Origin of the sequence: Streptomyces tuirus, assembly GCF_014701095.1 — a bacterium.
GTDB classification, from domain to species: domain Bacteria; phylum Actinomycetota; class Actinomycetes; order Streptomycetales; family Streptomycetaceae; genus Streptomyces; species Streptomyces tuirus.
In genome coordinates this window covers 6,450,207-6,469,956 of sequence record NZ_AP023439.1, presented here as the reverse complement: position 1 = coordinate 6,469,956, position 19,750 = coordinate 6,450,207, and the positions used below count along the sequence as shown (strand labels likewise).

General features: G+C 71.3%; 18 protein-coding genes. 7 read left to right on the top strand and 11 right to left on the bottom strand.

Annotated elements, in window-relative coordinates; translation table 11 throughout:
- Positions 1–17 precede the first annotated feature (17 nt).
- On the bottom strand, positions 18–2,060 hold the full coding sequence (gene fusA, locus IGS69_RS29390; RefSeq protein WP_190903489.1) for an elongation factor G: 2,043 nt from the start codon (positions 2,058–2,060) through the stop codon (positions 18–20).
- Between the two features lie 510 nt (positions 2,061–2,570).
- On the opposite strand from fusA, the gene IGS69_RS29385 reads away from it, so the two are divergent.
- Entirely contained in the window at positions 2,571–2,954 is a 384-nt protein-coding gene (locus tag IGS69_RS29385) for a DUF6083 domain-containing protein (protein ID WP_190903488.1), read from the top strand.
- A gap of 72 nt (positions 2,955–3,026) precedes the next feature.
- Here IGS69_RS29385 and IGS69_RS29380 read toward each other — a convergent pair whose 3' ends face one another.
- The 5 genes from IGS69_RS29380 to IGS69_RS29360 form a co-directional block, all read right to left on the bottom strand.
- Positions 3,027–3,938, bottom strand: coding sequence for a YceI family protein (locus IGS69_RS29380; protein ID WP_190903487.1), 912 nt, complete (start codon positions 3,936–3,938; stop codon positions 3,027–3,029).
- Between the two features lie 138 nt (positions 3,939–4,076).
- The gene (locus IGS69_RS29375) at positions 4,077–4,919 is read right to left on the bottom strand and encodes an NmrA family NAD(P)-binding protein (protein WP_190903486.1); all 843 of its coding nucleotides are present in this window, start codon (positions 4,917–4,919) and stop codon (positions 4,077–4,079) included.
- 9 nt (positions 4,920–4,928) lie between these two features.
- Positions 4,929–6,035 carry a maleylacetate reductase gene (locus IGS69_RS29370; RefSeq protein ID WP_190903485.1) on the bottom strand — a complete coding sequence of 369 codons (1,107 nt, stop codon included), beginning with the start codon at positions 6,033–6,035 and terminating at the stop codon, positions 4,929–4,931.
- A complete protein-coding gene (locus IGS69_RS29365) occupies positions 6,032–6,901 on the bottom strand; it encodes an intradiol ring-cleavage dioxygenase (RefSeq protein ID WP_190903484.1) in 870 nt (289 codons plus the stop codon). The genes IGS69_RS29370 and IGS69_RS29365 overlap by 4 nt, the downstream gene beginning before the upstream one ends.
- An 81-nt stretch (positions 6,902–6,982) precedes the next feature.
- Positions 6,983–8,731, bottom strand: a complete 1,749-nt coding sequence (locus IGS69_RS29360; protein ID WP_190903483.1) for an FAD-dependent oxidoreductase — start codon at positions 8,729–8,731, stop codon at positions 6,983–6,985.
- A gap of 237 nt (positions 8,732–8,968) precedes the next feature.
- On the opposite strand from IGS69_RS29360, the gene IGS69_RS29355 reads away from it, so the two are divergent.
- Positions 8,969–10,687 carry a sigma-54-dependent Fis family transcriptional regulator gene (locus IGS69_RS29355; RefSeq protein WP_190903482.1) on the top strand — a complete coding sequence of 573 codons (1,719 nt, stop codon included), beginning with the start codon at positions 8,969–8,971 and terminating at the stop codon, positions 10,685–10,687.
- Between the two features lie 364 nt (positions 10,688–11,051).
- Here IGS69_RS29355 and IGS69_RS29350 read toward each other — a convergent pair whose 3' ends face one another.
- Positions 11,052–11,849 (bottom strand): PDC sensor domain-containing protein, encoded by a 798-nt coding sequence (locus IGS69_RS29350; RefSeq protein WP_190903481.1) that lies wholly within the window; start codon positions 11,847–11,849, stop codon positions 11,052–11,054.
- A complete protein-coding gene (locus IGS69_RS29345; RefSeq protein ID WP_190903480.1) occupies positions 11,842–12,636 on the bottom strand; it encodes a FadR/GntR family transcriptional regulator in 795 nt (264 codons plus the stop codon). Before IGS69_RS29345 ends, IGS69_RS29350 begins: the two co-directional genes overlap by 8 nt.
- Positions 12,637–12,737: 101 nt before the next feature.
- On the opposite strand from IGS69_RS29345, the gene IGS69_RS29340 reads away from it, so the two are divergent.
- From IGS69_RS29340 to IGS69_RS29320, 5 genes are all read left to right on the top strand, one after another.
- On the top strand, positions 12,738–13,775 hold the full coding sequence (locus IGS69_RS29340) for an ABC transporter ATP-binding protein (protein ID WP_190903479.1): 1,038 nt from the start codon (positions 12,738–12,740) through the stop codon (positions 13,773–13,775).
- Positions 13,776–13,842: 67 nt separating this feature from the next.
- Complete coding sequence (locus tag IGS69_RS29335; RefSeq protein WP_190904692.1) at positions 13,843–15,030, top strand: ABC transporter substrate-binding protein; 1,188 nt, start codon at positions 13,843–13,845, stop codon at positions 15,028–15,030.
- A gap of 7 nt (positions 15,031–15,037) precedes the next feature.
- Positions 15,038–15,922: an ABC transporter permease gene (locus tag IGS69_RS29330; RefSeq protein ID WP_190903478.1), complete on the top strand. Its 885-nt coding sequence runs from the start codon at positions 15,038–15,040 to the stop codon at positions 15,920–15,922.
- A gap of 35 nt (positions 15,923–15,957) precedes the next feature.
- A complete protein-coding gene (locus tag IGS69_RS29325) occupies positions 15,958–16,773 on the top strand; it encodes an ABC transporter permease (protein ID WP_190903477.1) in 816 nt (271 codons plus the stop codon).
- 1,032 nt (positions 16,774–17,805) lie between these two features.
- A complete protein-coding gene (locus IGS69_RS29320; protein WP_190903476.1) occupies positions 17,806–18,003 on the top strand; it encodes a hypothetical protein in 198 nt (65 codons plus the stop codon).
- A gap of 179 nt (positions 18,004–18,182) precedes the next feature.
- Here the strand turns inward: IGS69_RS29320 and IGS69_RS29315 are convergent, their stop codons facing one another.
- Genes IGS69_RS29315 through IGS69_RS29305 form a run of 3 tightly spaced genes read right to left on the bottom strand, consistent with a single transcriptional unit; the run spans position 18,183 to position 19,747 of the window.
- The gene (locus IGS69_RS29315) at positions 18,183–18,797 is read right to left on the bottom strand and encodes a GAF domain-containing protein (RefSeq protein ID WP_190903475.1); all 615 of its coding nucleotides are present in this window, start codon (positions 18,795–18,797) and stop codon (positions 18,183–18,185) included.
- Positions 18,760–19,383, bottom strand: a complete 624-nt coding sequence (locus tag IGS69_RS29310; RefSeq protein WP_190903474.1) for a GTP-binding protein — start codon at positions 19,381–19,383, stop codon at positions 18,760–18,762. The genes IGS69_RS29315 and IGS69_RS29310 overlap by 38 nt, the downstream gene beginning before the upstream one ends.
- A complete protein-coding gene (locus tag IGS69_RS29305; protein WP_190903473.1) occupies positions 19,361–19,747 on the bottom strand; it encodes a DUF742 domain-containing protein in 387 nt (128 codons plus the stop codon). The genes IGS69_RS29310 and IGS69_RS29305 overlap by 23 nt, the downstream gene beginning before the upstream one ends.
- Positions 19,748–19,750: the final 3 nt, after the last annotated feature.

Here is a 19,750-nt window from a genome sequence, read left to right as displayed (position 1 = left end):
GGGGCCCGGCTCGTGCGCTACCGCATCGGCGTCGCGACCGGCGCAGGCGCGTAGCCGGTGGGACGGGCCGTGAACGTGCCGCGGCCCTGCGTGCGGCTGCGCAACCGGGTCGCGTAGCCGAACAGTTCGGCCAGCGGCACGGTGGCGGTGACGATCGCCGCGCCCGTCCGGGTGACCGACCCGGTCACCCGGCCGCGCCGGGCGGCGAGGTCGCCGAGCACACCGCCGACCGCGTCCTCGGGCACGGTGACCGTGACCTCGACGACCGGCTCCAGCAGGATCATCACGCAGGCGCGCAGGGCCGCGCGGAGACCGAGGCGGCCGGCCGTGCGGAACGCCGTGTCCGAGGAGTCCTTCACATGGGTCGCCCCGTCGGTGAGCGTGACGCGCAGGCCCGTCACCGGGTGCCCGCCGAGCGGCCCTTCGGCGAGGGCGTCGCGGCAGCCCGCTTCGACCGCCCGGACGTACTCCTGCGGCACCCGCCCGCCGACGACCGCCGAGCGGAACTCGAAGCCACCCTCGTCATGCGGCTCCACGTCGAGGACGACATGGGCGAACTGCCCTGCCCCGCCGTCCTGTTTGACGTGCCGGAAGACCGCGCCGGACACGCCCCGGCCGACGGTCTCGCGGTAACTGACGCGGGGGCGCCCGGCGTTGACTTCCAGCCCCTGCTCGCGCCGGAGCTTCTCCACCGCCACCTCCAGGTGCAGTTCACCCATACCGGACAGCACCGTCTGCCCCGTCTCCGGGTCGGTTCGCACGACGAGCGAGGGATCCTCCTCGGTGAGCCGGGCCAGCCCCGACGCCAGCCGGTCGGTGTCACCGGCGCGGCGGGACTCCACCGCGACCGACACGACCGGCTCGGGCACACCGGGCGGCTCCAGGACGAGCGGCGCGTCCGGTGCGCACAGGGTCGAGCCGGCGCGGGCGGACTTCAGCCCGACCACGGCGACGATGTCCCCGGCGACGGCACGGTCCAGCGGGGCGTGCCGGTCGGCCCGGACGCGCAGGATCCGGCCGATCCGCTCGGTGCGCCTCGCGGTCGCGTCCCACAGGGTGTCTCCCTTCTCGATCGTGCCCGAGTAGATCCGCAGACAGGTCAGCCGGCCTGTCGCGGTGGCCTGCACCTTGAAGGCCAGGGCGGCGGCCGGTGCCGCGGGATCGGCGGGCCGCGTCCGCTCCTCGCCCTCGTGCGTGCCGCGGACCGACGGCACGTCCAGGGGCGAGGGCAGATAGGCCACGACCGCGTCGAGCAGCGGCTCGACACCGCGGTTGCGGTACGCGGAGCCGCACAGCACGACCACGCCGTCACCGTCCCGGGTCACGTCACGCAACGCCGCGGTGAGGGTCTCCTCGGCGAGCGTGCCCGTGTCGCAGAACTCCTCCAGTGCGCCCGGGTGCAGCTCCGCCACGGCCTCCTCCAGCGCGCGGCGGCGGGCGGCGGCCTCGTCCCTGAGGCCGTCCGGCACCGGCGTCTCCTCGACGGAGCCGCCGTCGTCCCACAGCAGTGCGCGCATGCGCACCAGGTCGACGACGCCGGTGAAGGTGTCCTCCGTGCCGATCGGCAGCTGCACGACCAGGGGAGCCGGGTGGAGCCGCTCCCGGATCGACGCGACGGCCGTGTCGAGGTCGGCCCCGGCGCGGTCCATCTTGTTGACGAAGGCGATCCTCGGTACGCCGTGCCGGTCGGCCTGCCGCCACACCGACTCGCTCTGCGGCTCCACCCCGGCGACCGCGTCGAACACGGCGACCGCCCCGTCGAGCACCCGCAGCGCGCGCTCCACCTCGTCGGCGAAGTCGACGTGCCCGGGGGTGTCGATGAGGTTGATCCGGTGACCGTCCCAGGCGCAGCTCACCGCCGCGGCGAAGATGGTGATGCCGCGGTCGCGCTCCTGCGGGTCGAAGTCGGTGACGGTGGTGCCGTCGTGGACCTCGCCGCGCTTGTGGGTGGTGCCGGTGGCGAACAGGATCCGTTCGGTGACGGTGGTCTTGCCGGCGTCGACGTGGGCGAGGATGCCGAGGTTGCGGACGACGGCGAGCGGGTTGAGGTGGGTGCGCACGGCCCGGGGCCTTTCGATGCGATCAGGAAATGGGGCAGCGCGATTCCGGGCGAAACAGGAAGGAGTCACCGGGACCTGACGTCACGTCAAGGTCGTCGGGAGTCGCCGGGCGTTCGTCCCGGTCAGCCGGTGCCGCCGCGCAGCGGGCACCGGGGCGACGAAGACACGAGGATCACCTCGTGCTGAGGCAGGGAGACGGCGACAGCGGTGTGGTCACGCATGGCGGTCTCCCTTCCTTCGTCACGTCGGTGCGGCGCTGGGATCGTGGGCGGCGCGGGTCTGGGGTGAGTGTAGGGAGGCCGGCGGGACGGGGACCAGCGAATATCGGCGGTGTGCGTCGGGTGCGCGGCCCGGTCGCGGTTTCGTCGAATCCCGGCCGCCGGCGAACCGGCGGGAGTGGCCGGCCGCACCAGCCGGGTCTCACGGCGCCTCGGTGATGCCGGAGCACCTCGGGCGCAACGTCCGGTTCGCGCTCTGGTCGCCGCGCCACTGACTGCGGACTCTGGCCGTATGGGGGCTGTGGATGAGGGGCTGCGCCGATTACGGGTCGGCCAGTACGCGTGTCCGTACTGCCGGTTGCCGCAGGACCGCGTGGCGACGCCGGAGCAGGACTGGGTTCTGCTGGAGCCCGGGCTTGAGGTGCCGGCGCATCTGGTGCCGGCGGACCACCGGTGGATCACGCTGTCGGACGGCCGGGTCACGGTGTACGGCGTGTGCCCGCCGGACGGGTCTCAGCGATGCCGGATCGAGCACCGCCTGGCGTGTGCGGAGCAGCCGTTGCCTGATCTCTGGCCATGGCTGACGGCCCTGCGGGGCGAGAACGCCCGGGCGGCCGGGCGGCGGACCGGCCCGGAGCATCCCCGGCCGCCGCAGGTGTGGCCCGACGCCGGGTAGGCCCGGCTGGTCCGTACGACGGACCGGCGCGGAGCGTGGCCTGGGCCTCGTCCAAAGGCCCAGGCCGGCCCACTACTCCGGCGGGGTGGGCGTGTCGTGGGTGCGGTACATCGCCTGGACGTCGAGTTCCAGCTGGACCGTCGGGCCGACCACCGCGATACCGCGGGCCAGCATGGAACGCCAGTTGAGGGTGTAGTCCTCGCGGTGGAGTTCCGCCGTCGCCAGGGCCGCGCAGCGCAGTTCCTGGCCGTAGCCGCCGTTCACGGTGCCGAGGTACGTCGTGTCCAGGGCCACCGAGCGGCTGACGCCGTGCATGGTGAGGGAGCCCTGCAGCGTCCACTTGCTGCCACCGCGGTAGACGAAGCGCGCGCTCGTGAAGTCGATGTGCGGGAAGCGTTCGACGTCGAGGAAGTCGGCGGACCGCAGGTGGTTGTCGCGGGTGTTGTTGCCGGTGGTGATGCTGGAGGCGTCGATCCGGACGTGCACCCGGGAGTCGGCCATGTCCGGGGCTATCCGGATGCCGCCCTCGAAGCGTTCGAAGCGGCCGTGGACATGGGCCATGCCGACGTGCTTGGCGATGAACCGGATCGCCGTGTGCGGCGGGTCGAAGAGCCAGGTGCCGGGCGCCGGAAGCTGGAGAGCCTCGGCGGGTTGCAGCCAGACACGCTCGGTGGCCGTCGACGTGCCGGGGCCCGTCTCGATCGTCTCGCGGTGCGGCCGCAGGCCCTGCGCCGAGATGAGCAGGCTGTAGCGGCCGGGCGGAAGCGTGGCGAGGAAGTAGCCGTAGGGGTCGGTCGTGCCGCGGGCGGCGACGCGGTGGGTGTCCAGGGCGGTGACGGTGACGTCCGCGGCCGCCAGGGGCGATCCCATCGGGTCGACGACTTCGCGGGCGACGGCGCCCGCGCCGTCGGGGAGGGGGAGGGCGAGGCCCGCCGCGGCGGGGGTGTCTCTGAGCCACCGGCGCCGGAGCAGTGCGAGGGCCATGGTGGTCACCTTTCTTCGGGTGTGCGGCCGTGCGGTCGGCGATTCAGCCCATGCCGACGGCCGCACCTTGCTGTGGTCACACCCCCTTTTCGATCTTGACGGACCGGATGGTGGTCCGGGTGTCTCAATACGAGACAGTCATGACTGTCCTGTGAAGACGCCGGCGTGTTCGGCCGCCCACCGGGCGAAGGTGCGCGCCGGGCGGCCGGTGACCTTCTCGACGGTGCCGGAGACCGTACGGCCCACCTCGGGGGTGTCCCCGTACGCCATGAGCAGGAAGCCGATGACGTCCTCGGCGAGGCCCGCCGCCCGCCACTGCGCGACGGCCTGCTCCTCGGTCAGCTCGACCAGGGTGATCTCCCGGCCGACGGCGGCAGCGATCGTCTTCACCTTGTCGCCTACGGTGAGCACCTCGGGGCCGGTGATCACGTACTCCTGGCCGCCGTGCCCCTCCTCCGTGAGCGCGACGGCCGCGACGGCGCCGATGTCCGCCTCGTGGACCATGGCACTCAGCCGGTTCACGAAAGGCTCACGCACCTCCCCCGAGGCCCCGATCCCGTCGGCCCACTCCAGGGCGTTGGCCATGAACTCGACCGGCATGAGCACCGTCCAGTCCACGCCGTCCTCGGCCCGTACCGCGTCCTCCAGCGGGGTGGGGCCGCCGCCGTGCAGCACGGTGACGCGGCGGACCCCGGCGGACTTGGCGAGTTCCAGGATCCGGGGGCCGGTCTCCAGCGGGCTGAATGCGGCACCGCCGAACGTGATCAGGTGCAGTCCGCCGACCCCCTCCAGGGCGGGGGCGAGCCCGTCCGGCTCGGTCAGGTCACCCTCGACGACCTCGACCCCGGCCGGGAAGGCGGCCTTCGCGGCGTCGCGGGTCAGGGCACGCACCTCGTGCCCCCGGTCGAGCAGTTCGGCGACGACCTGCCGGCCGACGGTTCCGGTGGCGCCGGTGACAAGAATCCTCTGTGTCTGAGTCATGCCTCGACCCTAGGAAGGCTTGCGGTCACCTTCTGTCCGCGAGCCGGAGTCCGGCGGGCCTCCTTCGAACGCCGCGAGCAGTACGCCCCGTACCCCTTCCGCCGTCACCTCGCGCGGGTTGGCGTACGGCTCACCCGCGGCCCGGGCCGCCGCCGGGGTCACGTCGGCCTCCGTGAGGCCGAGTTCGGCCAGGGAACGCGGGGCGCCGAGGCGGCCGGCCAGGTCCCACAGGGCGCGGGGCACGTCGTCGGCCCCGAGGGCGCGGCGCAGGACGGTCAACGCCTGTGGGGCCGCGGGGGCGTTGTGGGCGAGGGCGTGGGGCAGGACCACAGTGTGGGTCTCGGCATGGGGCAGGCCGTAGGTACCGCCGAGGACGTGGCACAGCTTGTGGTGCAGCCCCATCGTGGTCGCGCCGAGGCACGCCCCGCACAGCCATGCCGCGTACAGCGCCCGGCTGCGCGCGTCGAGGTCCTCCGGGCCGGCGGCCAGTCGCGGCAGGGCCTCGGCCATGGCCCGGACGCCCTCCTCGGCCATGACCGACACCAGCGGTGAGACATCGGGGGCGTACAGCGCCTCGACGGCGTGCGCGAGCGCGTTGATCCCGCTGGTGACGGTCAGCGGTACGGGTAGGGAGAGGGTGAGCCGGGGGTCGTAGACGACGCTGCGGGGCTGGACGACCGGGTCGCGGCCGGTGTGTTTGGCGCCGCCCTCGGTCAGGCCCCAGACCGGGGTCATCTCGGAGCCCGAGTAGGTGGACGGCACGGCGATCAGCGGAAGTCCGGTGCGCAGGGCGATCGCCTTGCCGAGCCCGATCGCGGAGCCGCCGCCGACCGCGACGCAGCCGTCCGCCCCGGCCACCCGGACGGCCGCGACGGCCCGGTCGGCGTCCTCGGCGGGCACGTGCATCCGCGCCTCGGCGTGCACTCCCGCGCACCTGTCGCCGAGCGCCTCCGCGACGGCCCGGGCCACCGGCTCGCCCCGGCTGCCGCACACGACGAGCAGCCGCCTCAGCCCCAGGCGCGCCGCCTCGTCCGGCGTCGCGGTGACGGCCGCGCCGGGCCGGAACACGACCCGCACGGGCCGGGTCTCGTACGTGAACTCCTGCTGGAACGTCATACGGCCTGCTCCAGGACGAGGTCGAAGCGGGCGTGCCGGAAGGGGTTCTCCACTCCGAACTCCCGGGCCAGGGAGGGGTCGTCGGTCTCGGCGAAGTCCTGGACCAGGCTCCGCTTCACGGCGAACACCGCGTCGGAGTCGAGGTAGTCGCCGCCGGCCACGAAGATGTGCGTGGTGACGGGCGTGTGGCCCTCGGCGGCGGCGATGAAGTGGATGTGCGCGGGGCGGTAGGGGTGCCGTCCGGTCGCGCGCAGCAGCCCGCCCACGGGGCCGTCGGTGGGGATCGGATACGCCGCCGGGACACAGGTGCGGAACCAGAAGCGGCCGTCGGCGTCGGCGGTGAACAGCCCGCGTCCGTTGCCCGCGGGCTGGACGCCGGGCTGCTGGACGTCGTAGAAGCCCTTGTCGTCGGCCTGCCAGACGTCGACGACGGCGCCGGGCAGCGGGGTGCCGTCGGCGGACCGCACCCGCCCGCTGACGACGCACTTCTCGCCGCCGCCGACCAGGTCGATGTCGTCGCCGAGTGCGCGGACCGGCGATTCGGTCATGTGGAAGGGGCCCAGCACGGTCGACTCGGTGGCGCCCGCCACGTGATCGTCGTTCAGCGTCTCCAGCAGCATGGACAGGCCCAGCACGTCCGACAGCAGGATGAACTCCTGCCGGGTGTCGGTGCACTTCTGCCCGGTCGCGGTCAGGAAGGCGATCGCCCGCTCCCACTCCTCCTGGGTGAGGCGGGTCTCGCGCGCGAAGTCGTGCAGATTGCGGACGAGGCCGGTGAGCAGTTCACGCAGCCGCGGGTCGGCGGTCCCGCGCAGGCTGGCGAGCACCTGCTCGGTGACGCCGGCCCTGGTCGCATCGGTGGTCATCCCGGCTCCTCGTCGTCGACGTCCGCGGCTTGCTGATCTTCCGGTTCCTGGCGCTCTTCCGCTGCCTCCATGATGGCGCGGTCAGGCGTGACCGAGGATGCGCCGCAGCGCGTCCGCGAGCAGTTCTCCGGCGTCCGGGCCGGCGGAGGCGTGCCGGAAGGCGACGAAACCGTCCGGGCGTACCAGGAGGGCGCCCGCGTCCGGGATCTCACGCAGCCGCGCCCAGTCGCCGTACGGGTCCTCGTACCGCTGCCCCGGGCCGATCACCACCGTGGCGATCTCCACCTCCTGTGCCTCGGCCGCTCGCACCCAGGCCTCTCCCCCGATGCCGGTCAGCAGGGTGAAACGGCCCCGGCCGATGGTGTCGAGGGTCGAGAGCGTGCGGGTGCCGGAGGTGATCCAGGCATGGGGGAGCCGGGCGCCGGGGCGGGAGGACGGCTGGTGGTGCAGCTCGGGGTCGCGGGCGAAGCCGGGGTCGGGCGTGCCGTCGGGGACGATCGCGGCGCAATCCCCGGCGTCGTAGCGCTGGTTGAGGTCGACGCCGTGGGCGTTGAACTCATAGACCTTGAAGGCGATCGCCTCGCGCAGAGCCGCCCGCTGCTTCTCGGCGGCCTCGGTGGCGTCCTTGCGGGCGGCGATGTTGGCCCACAGCTGCTCGGGGGTCTGCGGGGAGAGCCCGTCGAGGGCCTCGAAGACCGGGGCGGTCTCGCGGATGGACCGGTTGGCGCGGGTGACGATCTGCCGGCCGACCGGGGCACGCTCGGCGGTGTAACTGTCGAGCAGCCTGGGGTGGGCGGTGCCGTCGAGGACCATTTTGAGCTTCCAGGCGAGGTTGTAGGCGTCCTGGATCGAGGTGTTGGAGCCGAGGCCGTTGGACGGCGGATGCCGGTGGACGGCGTCTCCGGCACAGAAGACCCTGCCGTTGGCGTACGTCTCGGCGTACATCTCGTTGACGGTCCACGCCGAGGACGATTTGACGGTCACGGGGATGTCGTCGTCCCCGATGAGCGTCCGGACGACCGACTCGGCGTACTCGGTGGTCAGGTCGGGCGGGCCGGCGTTCACGTCGTAGCCCCAGACGATCAGCCACTCGTTCCAGGGGCGCACACAGCGCACGAGGCCCGCGCCGATGCCGCCGACCGTCGCGCCCGGGGCGAGGACCCAGTAGAGGGTGGACGGACGGTGGGCGGTGTACCGGCTCAGGTCCGCCTCGAAGACGATGTTGATGCTGCCCGCCACGCCCATCTGACCACCCATCGGCAGCCCGGCGTCCGCGGCGACCTTCGACCGTCCGCCGTCGGCGCCGATCAGGTACTTGGCGCGGATCTCGTACGTGTCCCCGCGCAGCCGGTCGCGGACGGTGGCGGTGACGCCGTCGGCGTCCTGGGTGTGGGAGAGGTACTCGTTCTGGAAGCGGAGCCGGGTACCGCGGGCGACGGCCGCGTTCACGAGGACCGGCTCCATGAGGTGCTGCGGCATGTCGCACATGCGGGTCGGGCTGGCGAGTTCGTGCTCGGCCTGCACGAGCGGGTCGTTGCCCCAGGAGCGCACCCGGCCCAGTTCCTCACCCGCGAGGCTCGTGCAGAACGTCGTGTTGCCCATCAGGTGCTGCGGGGTGGCCTGCGCGACGACCTCCTGCTCCACTCCGAGGTCGCGCAGCACCTCCATGGTGCGCTGGTTGGTGATGTGCGCGCGGGGTGTGTCGGCGAGGCTCGCGTAGCGGGTCACCACGATGTTGGGGACGCCGTAGGTGCTCAGGGCGAGCGCGGCCGACGCACCGGCCGGGCCGCTGCCCACGATCAGGACGTCGGTCTCGACGACGGTGGACACGGGGCGCTCCTGCGGAAGGGGTTCGGGCGGCGGACGCGGGACGTGCACGATCATGGGGCTCTTCGGCTGGTCGCGGGTGTCTCATTACGAGACACAGGTACGGGGCACAGGGGTGTCGGCGACGAGACGCAAGGGCCTCGTTCACCCCGCTACGACACATCAGATTGTGGGCGAAGTGTGGCGACGGGACCCACGGTTGTTTCCTGTTCAACTGAACCCGCTACGGTGGACCGTGCCGTGACCACCACAGATGCCTCCCCCACAGCCACCACCGCCCGGCCCTCACTGCGCGTCGCCCGCCAGCGGTTCCTGTCGGGGCGTCCGCTGCCCCAGGGCGTGCCGGAGGAGGTCGTCGCGGCGTGGCGGCGGGCCCGGTTCTTCGGCGTGCCGCACGACTTGGAGGAGCCGGTGACGTGTCCCGCGCGCCCCGGGGAGTCGGCTCTGCTGGGCACCGCCCGGCCGGTGCTCGACCGGATCGTCCCCGCCCTGGGCGCGGGCGGGTCGCTGCTCGTCCTGACCGACGAGCGGCTGCGCGTGCTGTGGACGGCCGGAAGCATGCCCGGGCTCGGCGCGTGCACCGGCCTGTCCGAGCAGGAGGTCGGCCACAACAGCGCGGTTCTCGCCGTGCGCACCCGGGGCCGGGCCGAGGTCCACGGACCCGAGCACTTCCTCGACCGGTGGCAGGACGTCTCCGCGGTCAGCGTCCCGGTGCTCGGGCCGGAGAGCGGACAGGTGCTGGGCACCGTGACGGTCGCGTCACAGCTGTGCGCCGCCGGACCGCCGCATCCTCAGGCGGCGTTCGCCGAGGCGACGGTCGCGGCGGTCGAGACGGAGCTGCGGGCCCGGGCCGGGCGGGACGAAAGGGCGCTGCTGGACGCCTACGTGCGCGCGGCGCGCGGGCCGGACCGGGCCGTGGCGGCACTCGACGGCCGCAACCGGCTGGTCAGCGACGCGGCGCAGCGGCTGCTGACGCCCGAGGTGCTCGGGACGCTGGAGCGCACGGCGGCCGACGCGCGGCACCGGGACGTCACGGGCGTCGCCCGGCTGCCGGAGGGAGCCGGCTGCACGGCGCGCGTCACCCCGGTACGGCTGGACGGCAGGACGATCGGGATCGTGGTCGCTCTGGAGCCGCTCGACGATCCGGCGCCCGCCGCGCCGGCCGCGCCTCCGCCGGTCGCCCTGACCGGCTCCTCGGTCCCCTGGCGGCACGCCGTCGGGCGTGCGGCGGAACTGGTCCGCTCCGGGGAACCCCTGCTGCTGACCGGCGAACGCGGAACGGGCAAGGCCGCACTGGCACGCGAGCTGTTCGGCCCGGACCCCGTCCAGGAGGCCGACGCGGCACGGGACGTGGGCCTCGAGCAGGCCCTGTCCGCCCGGCAGCCCGACCGGCTCCTCCTGCTGCGCCATGCCGAGCGCCTCGCGCAGCCTGGAGTGGCGGCGCTCAACTCCCTGCTCGACGAGCACCCGGACACCCGGCTGCTGGTCACCTACACCCCCGGCGCGCAGCCCGGCCCCTGCCTCCAGCGCCTGCTGGACAAGCTGTCGGCCCGCTCGGTGACCCTGCCGCCGCTGCGGGAACGCACCGAGGACATCCGGGAACTCCTGCCCGCCCTCACCCCCCGCCCGGCGCCCGGGCAACCGCCCCTGACCTGGACCCTGGACGCCCTGCGCGCGCTCGAGGCGTACCCGTGGCCCGGCAACGTCACCGAGCTGGCCCATGTCGTACGCGCCCTCGCGGAGCACCGGCGGGTGTCCGGGCCGGTCCGCCGCGCGGAGCTGCCGGACGCCGTCCGGGAAGGCCCGGCCGCCCGCCCGCTCAGCCCGATGGAGCACGCCGAGCGTGCCGCGATCCTGGAGGCGCTGCGCCGCAACGGCGGCAACAAGGCACGCACGGCGGTCGCACTCGGGATCGGCCGGGCGACGCTGTACCGCAAGCTTCGGGGGTACCGGGGGTGAGCGGCCACGCCCCCGGCCCCCTCGCGACGGTCCGTCCACGCCGCCCCCGCGCGTCCCCGGCCACCCGGCCGGCCGCCCAACTCCTGCCACGAAAGAAGGGAGTTACCGCGACCGCATCCGCGGCCCCTCTAGGCGACGAGACAGTGTGATGCCCGACTGAACTGCCCGGCCCCACGGAGGGCGCACACAGCAGGAAAGGTGCCGGCCGAATCCGGCACCGCGTCGCAGGCTTGGACTGGTTACGCATCGCGTGTCTCCGAAGTAAGCGCTGCCGAAGCAGCGGTCGTTCCGCCCTCCCGCCTACCGCGCAGCGAAGCCACACGGATAACGGGTCGGCAGTGCCGGTAGGGGGCGGCTCGGAGACCTACGCACGCCATACCGGCGGAGTCGTGACCAGGATGAGGGGGATGTCACCGCAGGGTCGCAGCCGCAGCCCGCCGTGTTCGACGCCGTCCGCCGGTCCGGCCAGTACGGCCCCGAAGTCCGGGCCCTTGACGAGAGAACCGGCCAAATGGTCGGCACAGGCCGAGGCAGCGACACGGCCGCGCGCGTTGACGAGGAAGGCGGGGCCGGGCAGCTTCTGCATGACCGGCATCACCGCCGCCTCGAAATGCGAGAGGTACACGTCCGCCGCGGCCACTCCCGTGAAGCGGCCCCCGACCGCCACCGGCACGGACAGGGTGAGGCTGTACTCGTCGGAGCAGAGATAGTCCACGTACGGCCCCGCGACCGCGCGCCGCCCGGTGTCGCGGGCCAGTGTGAACCAGTCCCAGTGGGTGTAGTCGGAGTACGCCGAGTGCTCCGGGTCCAGGTCCAGCACCAGCGGGCGCACGGCACCGCTCGCGCCGATCTGCCACCATTCGAGCCATGCCGATACGTCGGCGAGCAGCCCCGGAGCGGCCACGAAACCGGCGCCGGAGACCAGATCGAGTCGCGTGAGCCGGGTGTGCAGGCCGGGGCGGAGCGCGGCGAGGTCGCCGGTGAGGGGCCGCCGGCCGCTCTCGGTGGCCGAGGCGAGGAGTGCCGCCGCGTCCGTACCGGTCTCGGAAACGGCGTGGAAGACGCCCTCCAGGGTGTCGCGGACGCAGGCTGCCACGTCGGCGGCCGTCACCTCGTCAAGGATGTCGGGTCCGCCGCCTGTGGGACGGGGACTGCTACCCATAGGTGTTCTCCTGGGGATGGGGACCACCAGCGGAGCTGGAGGAGCCGAGGCGGAGTTCGACCAAGCGCGCCATGCACAACTGGACACACCTCTCGGTCTGGGCTCTCGCCTGCTCGTCCGCACCATCTTGCAGTGCGGAGATCACGGTGCGGTGACGATCGCACACGTCCTTGAGATACCCCTCCTCGCCGAGCACGAGAGACAGCAGCGCCCCCACCTCTGTCTGGATGCCGATCTCCTCCCGGGTCAGCCGCGCGGACTGGGCCGCGGCGGCCAGTTCCACGTGAAAGCGCCCGTGCACCCGGCTGCGTGCCGCGCCGTCGGCCGCCTCCGTCAACTGCTCAACAGACCTGCGCAGTGGGAGCAGATCCCCGGGCTCGGTGCGCTGGGCCGCGAGCCGGGCGGCGGCCCCCGAGATGGCGGCCCAGTGGTCGCCGAGGTCACGGAGTTCCTCGGTGCTCCAGCCGACGAGGAGGCTCCGCAGCCGCTCCTCGGCGGGACCTTCGGGAACGGTGACGAAACTCCCTCCGCCCCGCCCCCTGCGGGTGGTGACCAACCCCTGCTGGCGCAGCGCCATCAGTGCTTCACGCAGGGTGACGGTCGAGACGCCGAGCTGTGTCGCGAGGTCGGACTCGCCGGGCAGTTGCTCCCCGTCCGCCAGTAGCCCGAGCTCGATGGCGTCGCCGAGCCGCCGCACGACCGCGTCCACCCGGGCCTGATTGTCGACGGGTGTGAAGACGGCCTGCCGGGCGCCGCCCGGTTCTCGCGTCACAGCAACCACCCCCATGTTCGTTGACTCAAGCTTTACCTTAGCGGGGTATTGAAACTAGGACTATGACTTCATATGTTTAAGGTCAACGTCCGGCAGCGCCAGAAAGGTTCCCGCCCATGGAAGGGAAAGCCGTCCGACTGCAGAGCCTGTGCAAGTCCTTCGGGCAGACGAAGGCGGTAGCCGGGGTCGATCTGGACATCGCGGACGGCGAGTTCTTCTCGATGCTGGGGCCGTCCGGATCAGGCAAGACCACCGTGCTTCGGATGATCGCCGGCTTCGAGCTGCCCACCAGCGGCACCATCGAACTCGCCGGGAGGGACGTGACCCGCCTCGCCCCCTTCGAGCGGGATGTGCACACCGTCTTCCAGGACTACGCGCTCTTCCCGCATATGACGCTCGAACAGAACGTCGCCTACGGTTTGAAGATCCGCAAGGTTCCCAAGGCCAAGCGGCTGGAGCGGGCCCGCGAGGCCCTGGCGAGCGTGCGGCTCGAAGGCTTGGGCGACCGCCGGCCGTCCCAGCTCTCCGGAGGCCAGCGGCAGCGCGTGGCGCTGGCCCGGGCCCTGGTCAACACGCCCAGGGTGCTGCTGCTCGACGAGCCGCTGGGCGCCCTCGACCTCAAGCTGCGCGAGCAGATGCAGATCGAGCTCAAGGAGCTGCAGCGCGAGGTCGGCATCACCTTCGTCTTCGTCACCCACGACCAGGACGAGGCGCTGACCATGAGCGACCGCATCGCGGTCTTCAACCAGGGCCGCATCGAGCAGGTCGGCACCCCCGCCGAGATCTACGAACGTCCCGCCACGCCCTTCGTCGCCGGCTTCGTCGGCACCTCCAACCTGCTCACCGGCCAGGCCGCGGAGCGGGTGGTGGGCACGGCCGGCACCTTCAGCATCCGTCCGGAGAAGATCCGCGTGCTGAAGGAGGACCGGGACAGCAGCGAGCCGGGGTGCTCCAGCGCCGTCGGCACCGTCGCTGAGGTCGTCTACCTCGGGGACGCGACTCGTTTCCTCGTGGACCTCGACGCCGGGGGGCGGCTCACCGCCCTCCAGCAGAACCTGGAGACCTCGTCCGAGGACGTCGCGGCCTATCGCGGCTCGCGGGTCAGGCTCCAGTGGCAGCCACGCCACAACGTCCGTGTTCCCGAATCGCAGTGATCGCACCACCCCGCACGTCCTGTCCCCGCCACCTTTCCCCGCATCCCCTGTGGAGCTCTCCGTGCGCATGTCCCGTTCGCTGAAGGCCGCCACCGCGGTCGGCGCCCTCCTCCTCGCCACCGCCTGCGGCTCGTCCGGCACGTCCTCGCCGGCCGACGGCTTCAACCCGCCCGACCTCAAGGCGCAGAAGAAGCTCGGCAAGACCGAGGGCAAGGTGAACCTCATAGCCTGGGCCGGCTACGTCGAGGACGGCTCGAACGACCCGAAGGTCGACTGGGCCAGCGACTTCGAGAAGCAGACCGGCTGCCAGGTCAGCACCAAGACCGCGGCCACCTCCGATGAGATGGTCAGCCTGATGAAGTCCGGTCAGTACGACGCGGTCTCGGCCTCCGGCGACGCCTCGTTGCGCCTGATCGCCTCCGGCGACGCCGCGCCCGTCAACACCAAGCTCGTCCCCAACTACAAGGACGTCTTCGCCGGTCTCAAGAACCAGGACTGGAACTCCGTCCACGGTGTCCCGTACGGCATCCCGCACGGCCGCGGCGCCAACCTCCTCATGTACAACACGGAGAAGGTCTCCCCGGCCCCCGACTCCTGGTCCGCCGTCTTCGACAAGGCATCGGCCCACAAGGGCAAGGTCACCGCGTACGACTCACCGATTTACATCGCGGACGCCGCCCTGTACCTGATGAAGAGCAAGCCGTCGCTGGGCATCAAGAACCCCTACGCCCTGGACCAGAAGCAGTTCGACGCCGCCGTCCATCTGCTCAAGGAGCAGAACGCCAACATCGGGGAATACTGGGGCGACTACCTCAAGGAGATCTCCGCCTTCAAGAGCGGTAACTCGGTCGTCGGCACTGCCTGGCAGGTGATCGTCAACGCCGCACAGGCGGAGAAGGCCCCGGTCAAGGCGGTGCTGCCGAAGGAGGGCGCGACCGGCTGGTCCGACACCTGGATGATCTCCGCCAAGGCCAAGCACCCCAACTGCGCCTACAAGTGGATGGACTGGATCATCTCTCCCCAGGTGAACGCCCAGGTGGCCGAGTACTTCGGCGAGGCCCCGTCCAACGCCAAGTCCTGTGCCCTGACCTCGGTGAAGGACCACTGCGCCACGTACCACGCGGCCGACGAGCCGTACTGGAAGAAGGTCCACTTCTGGACCACGCCCGTCCCGCAGTGCCTGGACGGCCGCAAGGACACCAAGTGCGTGCCCTACAGCAAGTGGGTCCAGGCATGGACCGAGATCAAGGGCTGAGCATCACATGACGAAGACCGTGCCGACCGCCGGATTCGTCCGGCGGTTCGCCGGGACCCTGCACCGTCGTCCCCGGCTGCAACTGTCCCTGCTGCTCTCCGCGCCGGTGGCCTGGCTCGTCCTCGCCTACCTCGGCTCGCTCGCCGCGCTGTTCACGTCCGCGTTCTGGACCACGGACAGCTTCACCTCAAGCGTGGTGAAGGTCTGGAACACGGACAACTTCACCGCCCTGTTCACCACCGACGTCTACCGCCAGGTCGCCCTGCGCAGCATCGGCGTCGCCCTCGTGGTCACCGTCCTGTGCGCCGTGATCGCCTTCCCGGTCGCCTTCTACACGGCCCGGATCGCGCGGCCCAGGTGGCGGCCCCTGCTGGTGGTCGCCATCCTCACCCCGCTGTGGGCCAGCTATCTGGTCAAGGCGTACGCCTGGCGGCTCATGCTCGCCGAGGGCGGTCTGCTGGACTGGCTGCTCGCGCCCCTCGGCCTCCACGGACCCGGCTACGGACTGACGGCCACCGTTCTGGTGCTGACCTACCTGTGGCTGCCGTACATGATCCTGCCGATCCACGCCGGGCTCGAACAGCTCCCGGCCAACCTGCTGGACGCCTCCGCCGACCTCGGCGCCCGCACCGGCCGGACCTTCTGCCTGGTGGTGCTGCCGATGATTCTGCCGTCCATCGCGGCCGGCTCGATCTTCACCTTCTCGCTCAGCCTCGGCGACTACATCGCCGTGCAGATCGTCGGCGGCAAGACCCAGCTGATCGGGAACCTCATCTACTCCAACATCACCCTCGACCTGCCGCTCGCCGCGGCGCTCGGCACCGTACCCGTGGTGATCATCGTGTTCTATCTGCTCGCGGTGCGCCGCACCGGAGCCCTCAGCAGCCTCTGACAGCCTCTGACGGTACGCAAACCGAAGGCCCCTCGATGAATCTCTCCCGCCCCGCGCGTATCACCGTGCGCATCGCCGCCGTGCTCGGCTTCGCGGTCATCTACATCCCGCTGCTGCTGGTCGTGGTCAACTCCCTGAACCCGGACCGCAGCTCGGGCTGGCCGCCGCCCGGACTCACCTTTCACTGGTGGGGCGACGCATGGCGAAGCACCGGTGCCCGCGCCGCACTGTGGACCTCGGTCAAGGCCGGGCTCGGCGCTACCGCGATCGCCTTGGTCCTCGGCACGCTCATCGCCTTCGCCGTCCAGCGCTTCAGGTTCTTCGGCCGGGAGACCATCTCCTTCGTGATCGTCCTGCCGATCGCGCTGCCCGGCATCGTCACCGGCGTCGCGCTCAACACCGCCTTCCGTACGGTCCTCGAACCGCTCGGCGTCGGCCTCGGCATGTTCACGGTCGTCGTCGGTCACGCCACCTTCTGCGTCGTGGTCGTCTTCAACAATGTGGTCGCCCGGCTGCGCCGAATGGCCGGCTCGTACGAGGAAGCCGCCATGGACCTGGGCGCACACACCTTCCGTACCTTCGTCGACATCACCTTCCCCCTGGTGCGTTCCGCGCTCGTGGCTGGCGGGCTGCTCGCCTTCGCCCTGTCCTTCGACGAGATCGTGGTGACGACCTTCACGGCCGGGCCCGGCGTCCAGACCCTGCCCATCTGGATCTTCTCCAACATGGCCCGGCCCCAGCAGGCGCCCGTGGTCAACGTTGTCGCCGCGGTCCTCGTCCTGCTGTCGGTCATACCGATCTACCTCGCCCAGCGGCTGTCGTCTGACACCGCCTCGGGCAGCAGGATCTGAGGAACCCCCATGACCCGGGGCTCCCGCGACGCTCCGGACCCGTGGGATCCCGAGCTGATGCCGCATCCCTACGAGCAGGTTCCGGAGGAGGGACGTCCCGTCAGGGAACCCTCGAGTTCGGCCGGCACCAGCCGGCCGGCCGCGCTGCGAAGCCGAGCCGTGACCTGAGGTTTCCGCTCCGGACTCAGCGTGCACGGAGGCGAACAGGACGCCGTCGCCGCGGTGGGCGACGGCGAGCGCGGGCCGGTAGACGCTGGGGATCTCGTAGGTGTTGCTCGGCAGCCAGCGGGTGACGATGCCGATGTTCCGGCTGGAGTGCCGCAGGATGAATAGGTAGCGGTAGGGATGACGGTCGCTCTCGCGCCACCGGTAGCGCTCGATTCCACGAATGTCTCGCAGGCGCTCACTCCCGGTCGGCGCGTGCAGCGGGACTTCCTGGAGGGCGACCACGTCGTGGTGGTGGGTGAGGCTGTACACGCCGTCCCATCGGGAACTGCTCTGGTTCATGTTCCAGGTGGCCGGGCGATGACTGTCCGGTGGCGCCGCCTGTGCCGTAGTGGCCGAGGTGACGATGACTCCGCAGACCAGGAGGAAGGCCGCCAGCATCGACACCTGGGTCCTTCGGCGGGTTCTTCGGTGCACGGTTGCCGCTCCGCCGCCCGTGGCGCGAAGGGCCGAGCCGAGCCCGGCGGCGGCCAAGCGTCGAACATGGGTGAGGATGCACATGGATGTGCCCCCTGATTGTCATGATGCTTTGACTCAAAGCGGGACGATTCTCCTGGGGGCATCCCGGACTCAGTGAGCCCGGTTTCGGACCGCGGCACAAGCAGACCGCGCCGCCGGCGCCGGCTGGGCTGCGATCGGCCAGGCGCTCGGGGTCAGCGCGGATACCGCCGCACAGTCGATACCAGTGACGCGCACGTCAACCAGTTCGAGTCCGCCCTCCACAACGCCTTGCGCGCCGTGTCGTGCAGCGCAATCGCGGCCAGGTACTGCGTCACCTGGCCGCGCGACGCACCACGCGAAGCCCATGTGACCATCGGCGCAGACCCGGCCGAGACTCCCGACTACGGAAGCCTGCCGAACCGGATCCGTGCCGCGCTGCGCGACTTCCACGTCACCCTCGACCTGCCCCAGGGCGAACACGATGACATCACCGACGACTTGATCGACCGGTTGCTCCTCGACGGGGAGCCCGTACGCCTGATCAAGCTGAAGCCGCGCACCTGAACCTCGACGGACCTCCGAGTCCTTTAAGGGCATCGAGCCCCTGGGACAGCTCCCCCAGCGCCGAGCCAAGGCAATCCTGGACGATAGCCGCACGCAGTGGCCTGACGCATACCTCGTCCAGCGGACGACAGAGCACCCTGGCAACGGGTCACATGATTTTGCAAGTCCGGCAGCGCCGGTCAGCTGCGACCGCGCGCCGACTCCTCGAGCCGTTCCACCAGTTCCGCAGACATGGCCTTGATGATTTCCAGCCCCCTACGCCCCCATGGTTGCGGGTCCTGGTCGACTACGCAGATGGTGCCGAGCACCACGCCGGTGCTGTCTATCAGCGGCGCGCCCAGGTAGGAGTGGATGCCGATCGCGTCGACCACCCGGTTTCCGGCGAACCGCGGGAAATCCCGGATGTCCTCCAGCACCAGCGCCCGGCGACGCTTGACCACGTGCGGGCAGATGCCCATGTCGATGTCGCGGGGCATGACACGGCCGGGCACCGGGTCCTCCAGCAACGGCGATCCCACGTGCACCGGGGTGTCCTGTGCGGCGCTGTACAACCCTGCGAAGAACTGGCGGTCGGCGTCGAGGAAGAAGTTGACCCCGGCGTAGCAGCCGCCGGTGCGCTGTGCCAGCTCCCGTGCGAAGGCGTCAAGTTCCGTGTCCGGACGGGCTTCGATGCCCAGCTCGCGCAGCCGCTCGGATCGGGTACGCACCTGTGGGTCCTCCGGGGGGAGGAGCAGATGGCGCACGGCGATCCCGGACTCAGGCCCGGAGGAGGGGTGGGGCGGTGTCGCTGCCATGGGAACTCCTTGTCGTGATCAGGTGCTGGATCAGTTCGAGCAGCACGCGGATGCCCGTTCTCTGGACGCGGGCGTCGCACAGCGCCACCGGCACCTCCTGCCTGAGGTCGAGCGCGGTCCGCACCTCCTCCGCGTGGTAGCGGTGCGCGCCGTCGAACTCGTTGACGGCGACGACGAAGGGGATGCCGCGCCGCTCGAAGAAGTCCACCGCCGCGAAGGAGTGCTCCAGCCTGCGGGTGTCGGCGAGGACCACCGCCCCGAGCGCCCCCTCGGAGAGTTCGTCCCACATGAACCAGAAGCGCTCCTGTCCGGGTGTGCCGAACAAGTACAGGACATGGGACGGACTGAGGGTGATCCGGCCGAAGTCCAGGGCCACGGTGGTGGTGGCCTTGTTCTCCACTCCGTCCAGTCGGTCCGTGGCCGCGCTGACGGCGGTCAGCATCTCCTCGGTGCTCAGTGGCTCGATCTCGCTGAGCGTGTTGACGAAGGTGGTCTTTCCTACGCCGAACCCGCCGGCGATGAGCACCTTGATTCCCACCGGCAGGGCTTCGGCGGGCAGCGCGTCACAGTCGTTTGAGGAGGGCATCGCGCACCGCTTCCAGGAGGTCTCGATCAGGTAGTGCGTAGTGGTCCGCGGAGGGCGGGCGCGCCTGGCCTGCGACCACCGCGCCACCCTCAGTCAGATCGGACAGCAGCACCTTGACCACGGCGGCCGGCACCTGCATCCGGGCCGCGACCTCGGCGACGCTGACAGGGCTCTCGCACAGCGCCAGCACCTGCGCATGCTCCAGGCCGAAGGTGCCCTGCGTCTGGACACCGGTGGCCCGTACCACGGTCACGAGCGTGAAGTGGGACGTGGCCCTGGTCCGGCCGTCGCTCACGGTGTAGGGACGGACCAGCCGCCCGACCGCTTCGTCGGTCAGCGGTCCCTCGGGGAGGACCGGAGGCATCGG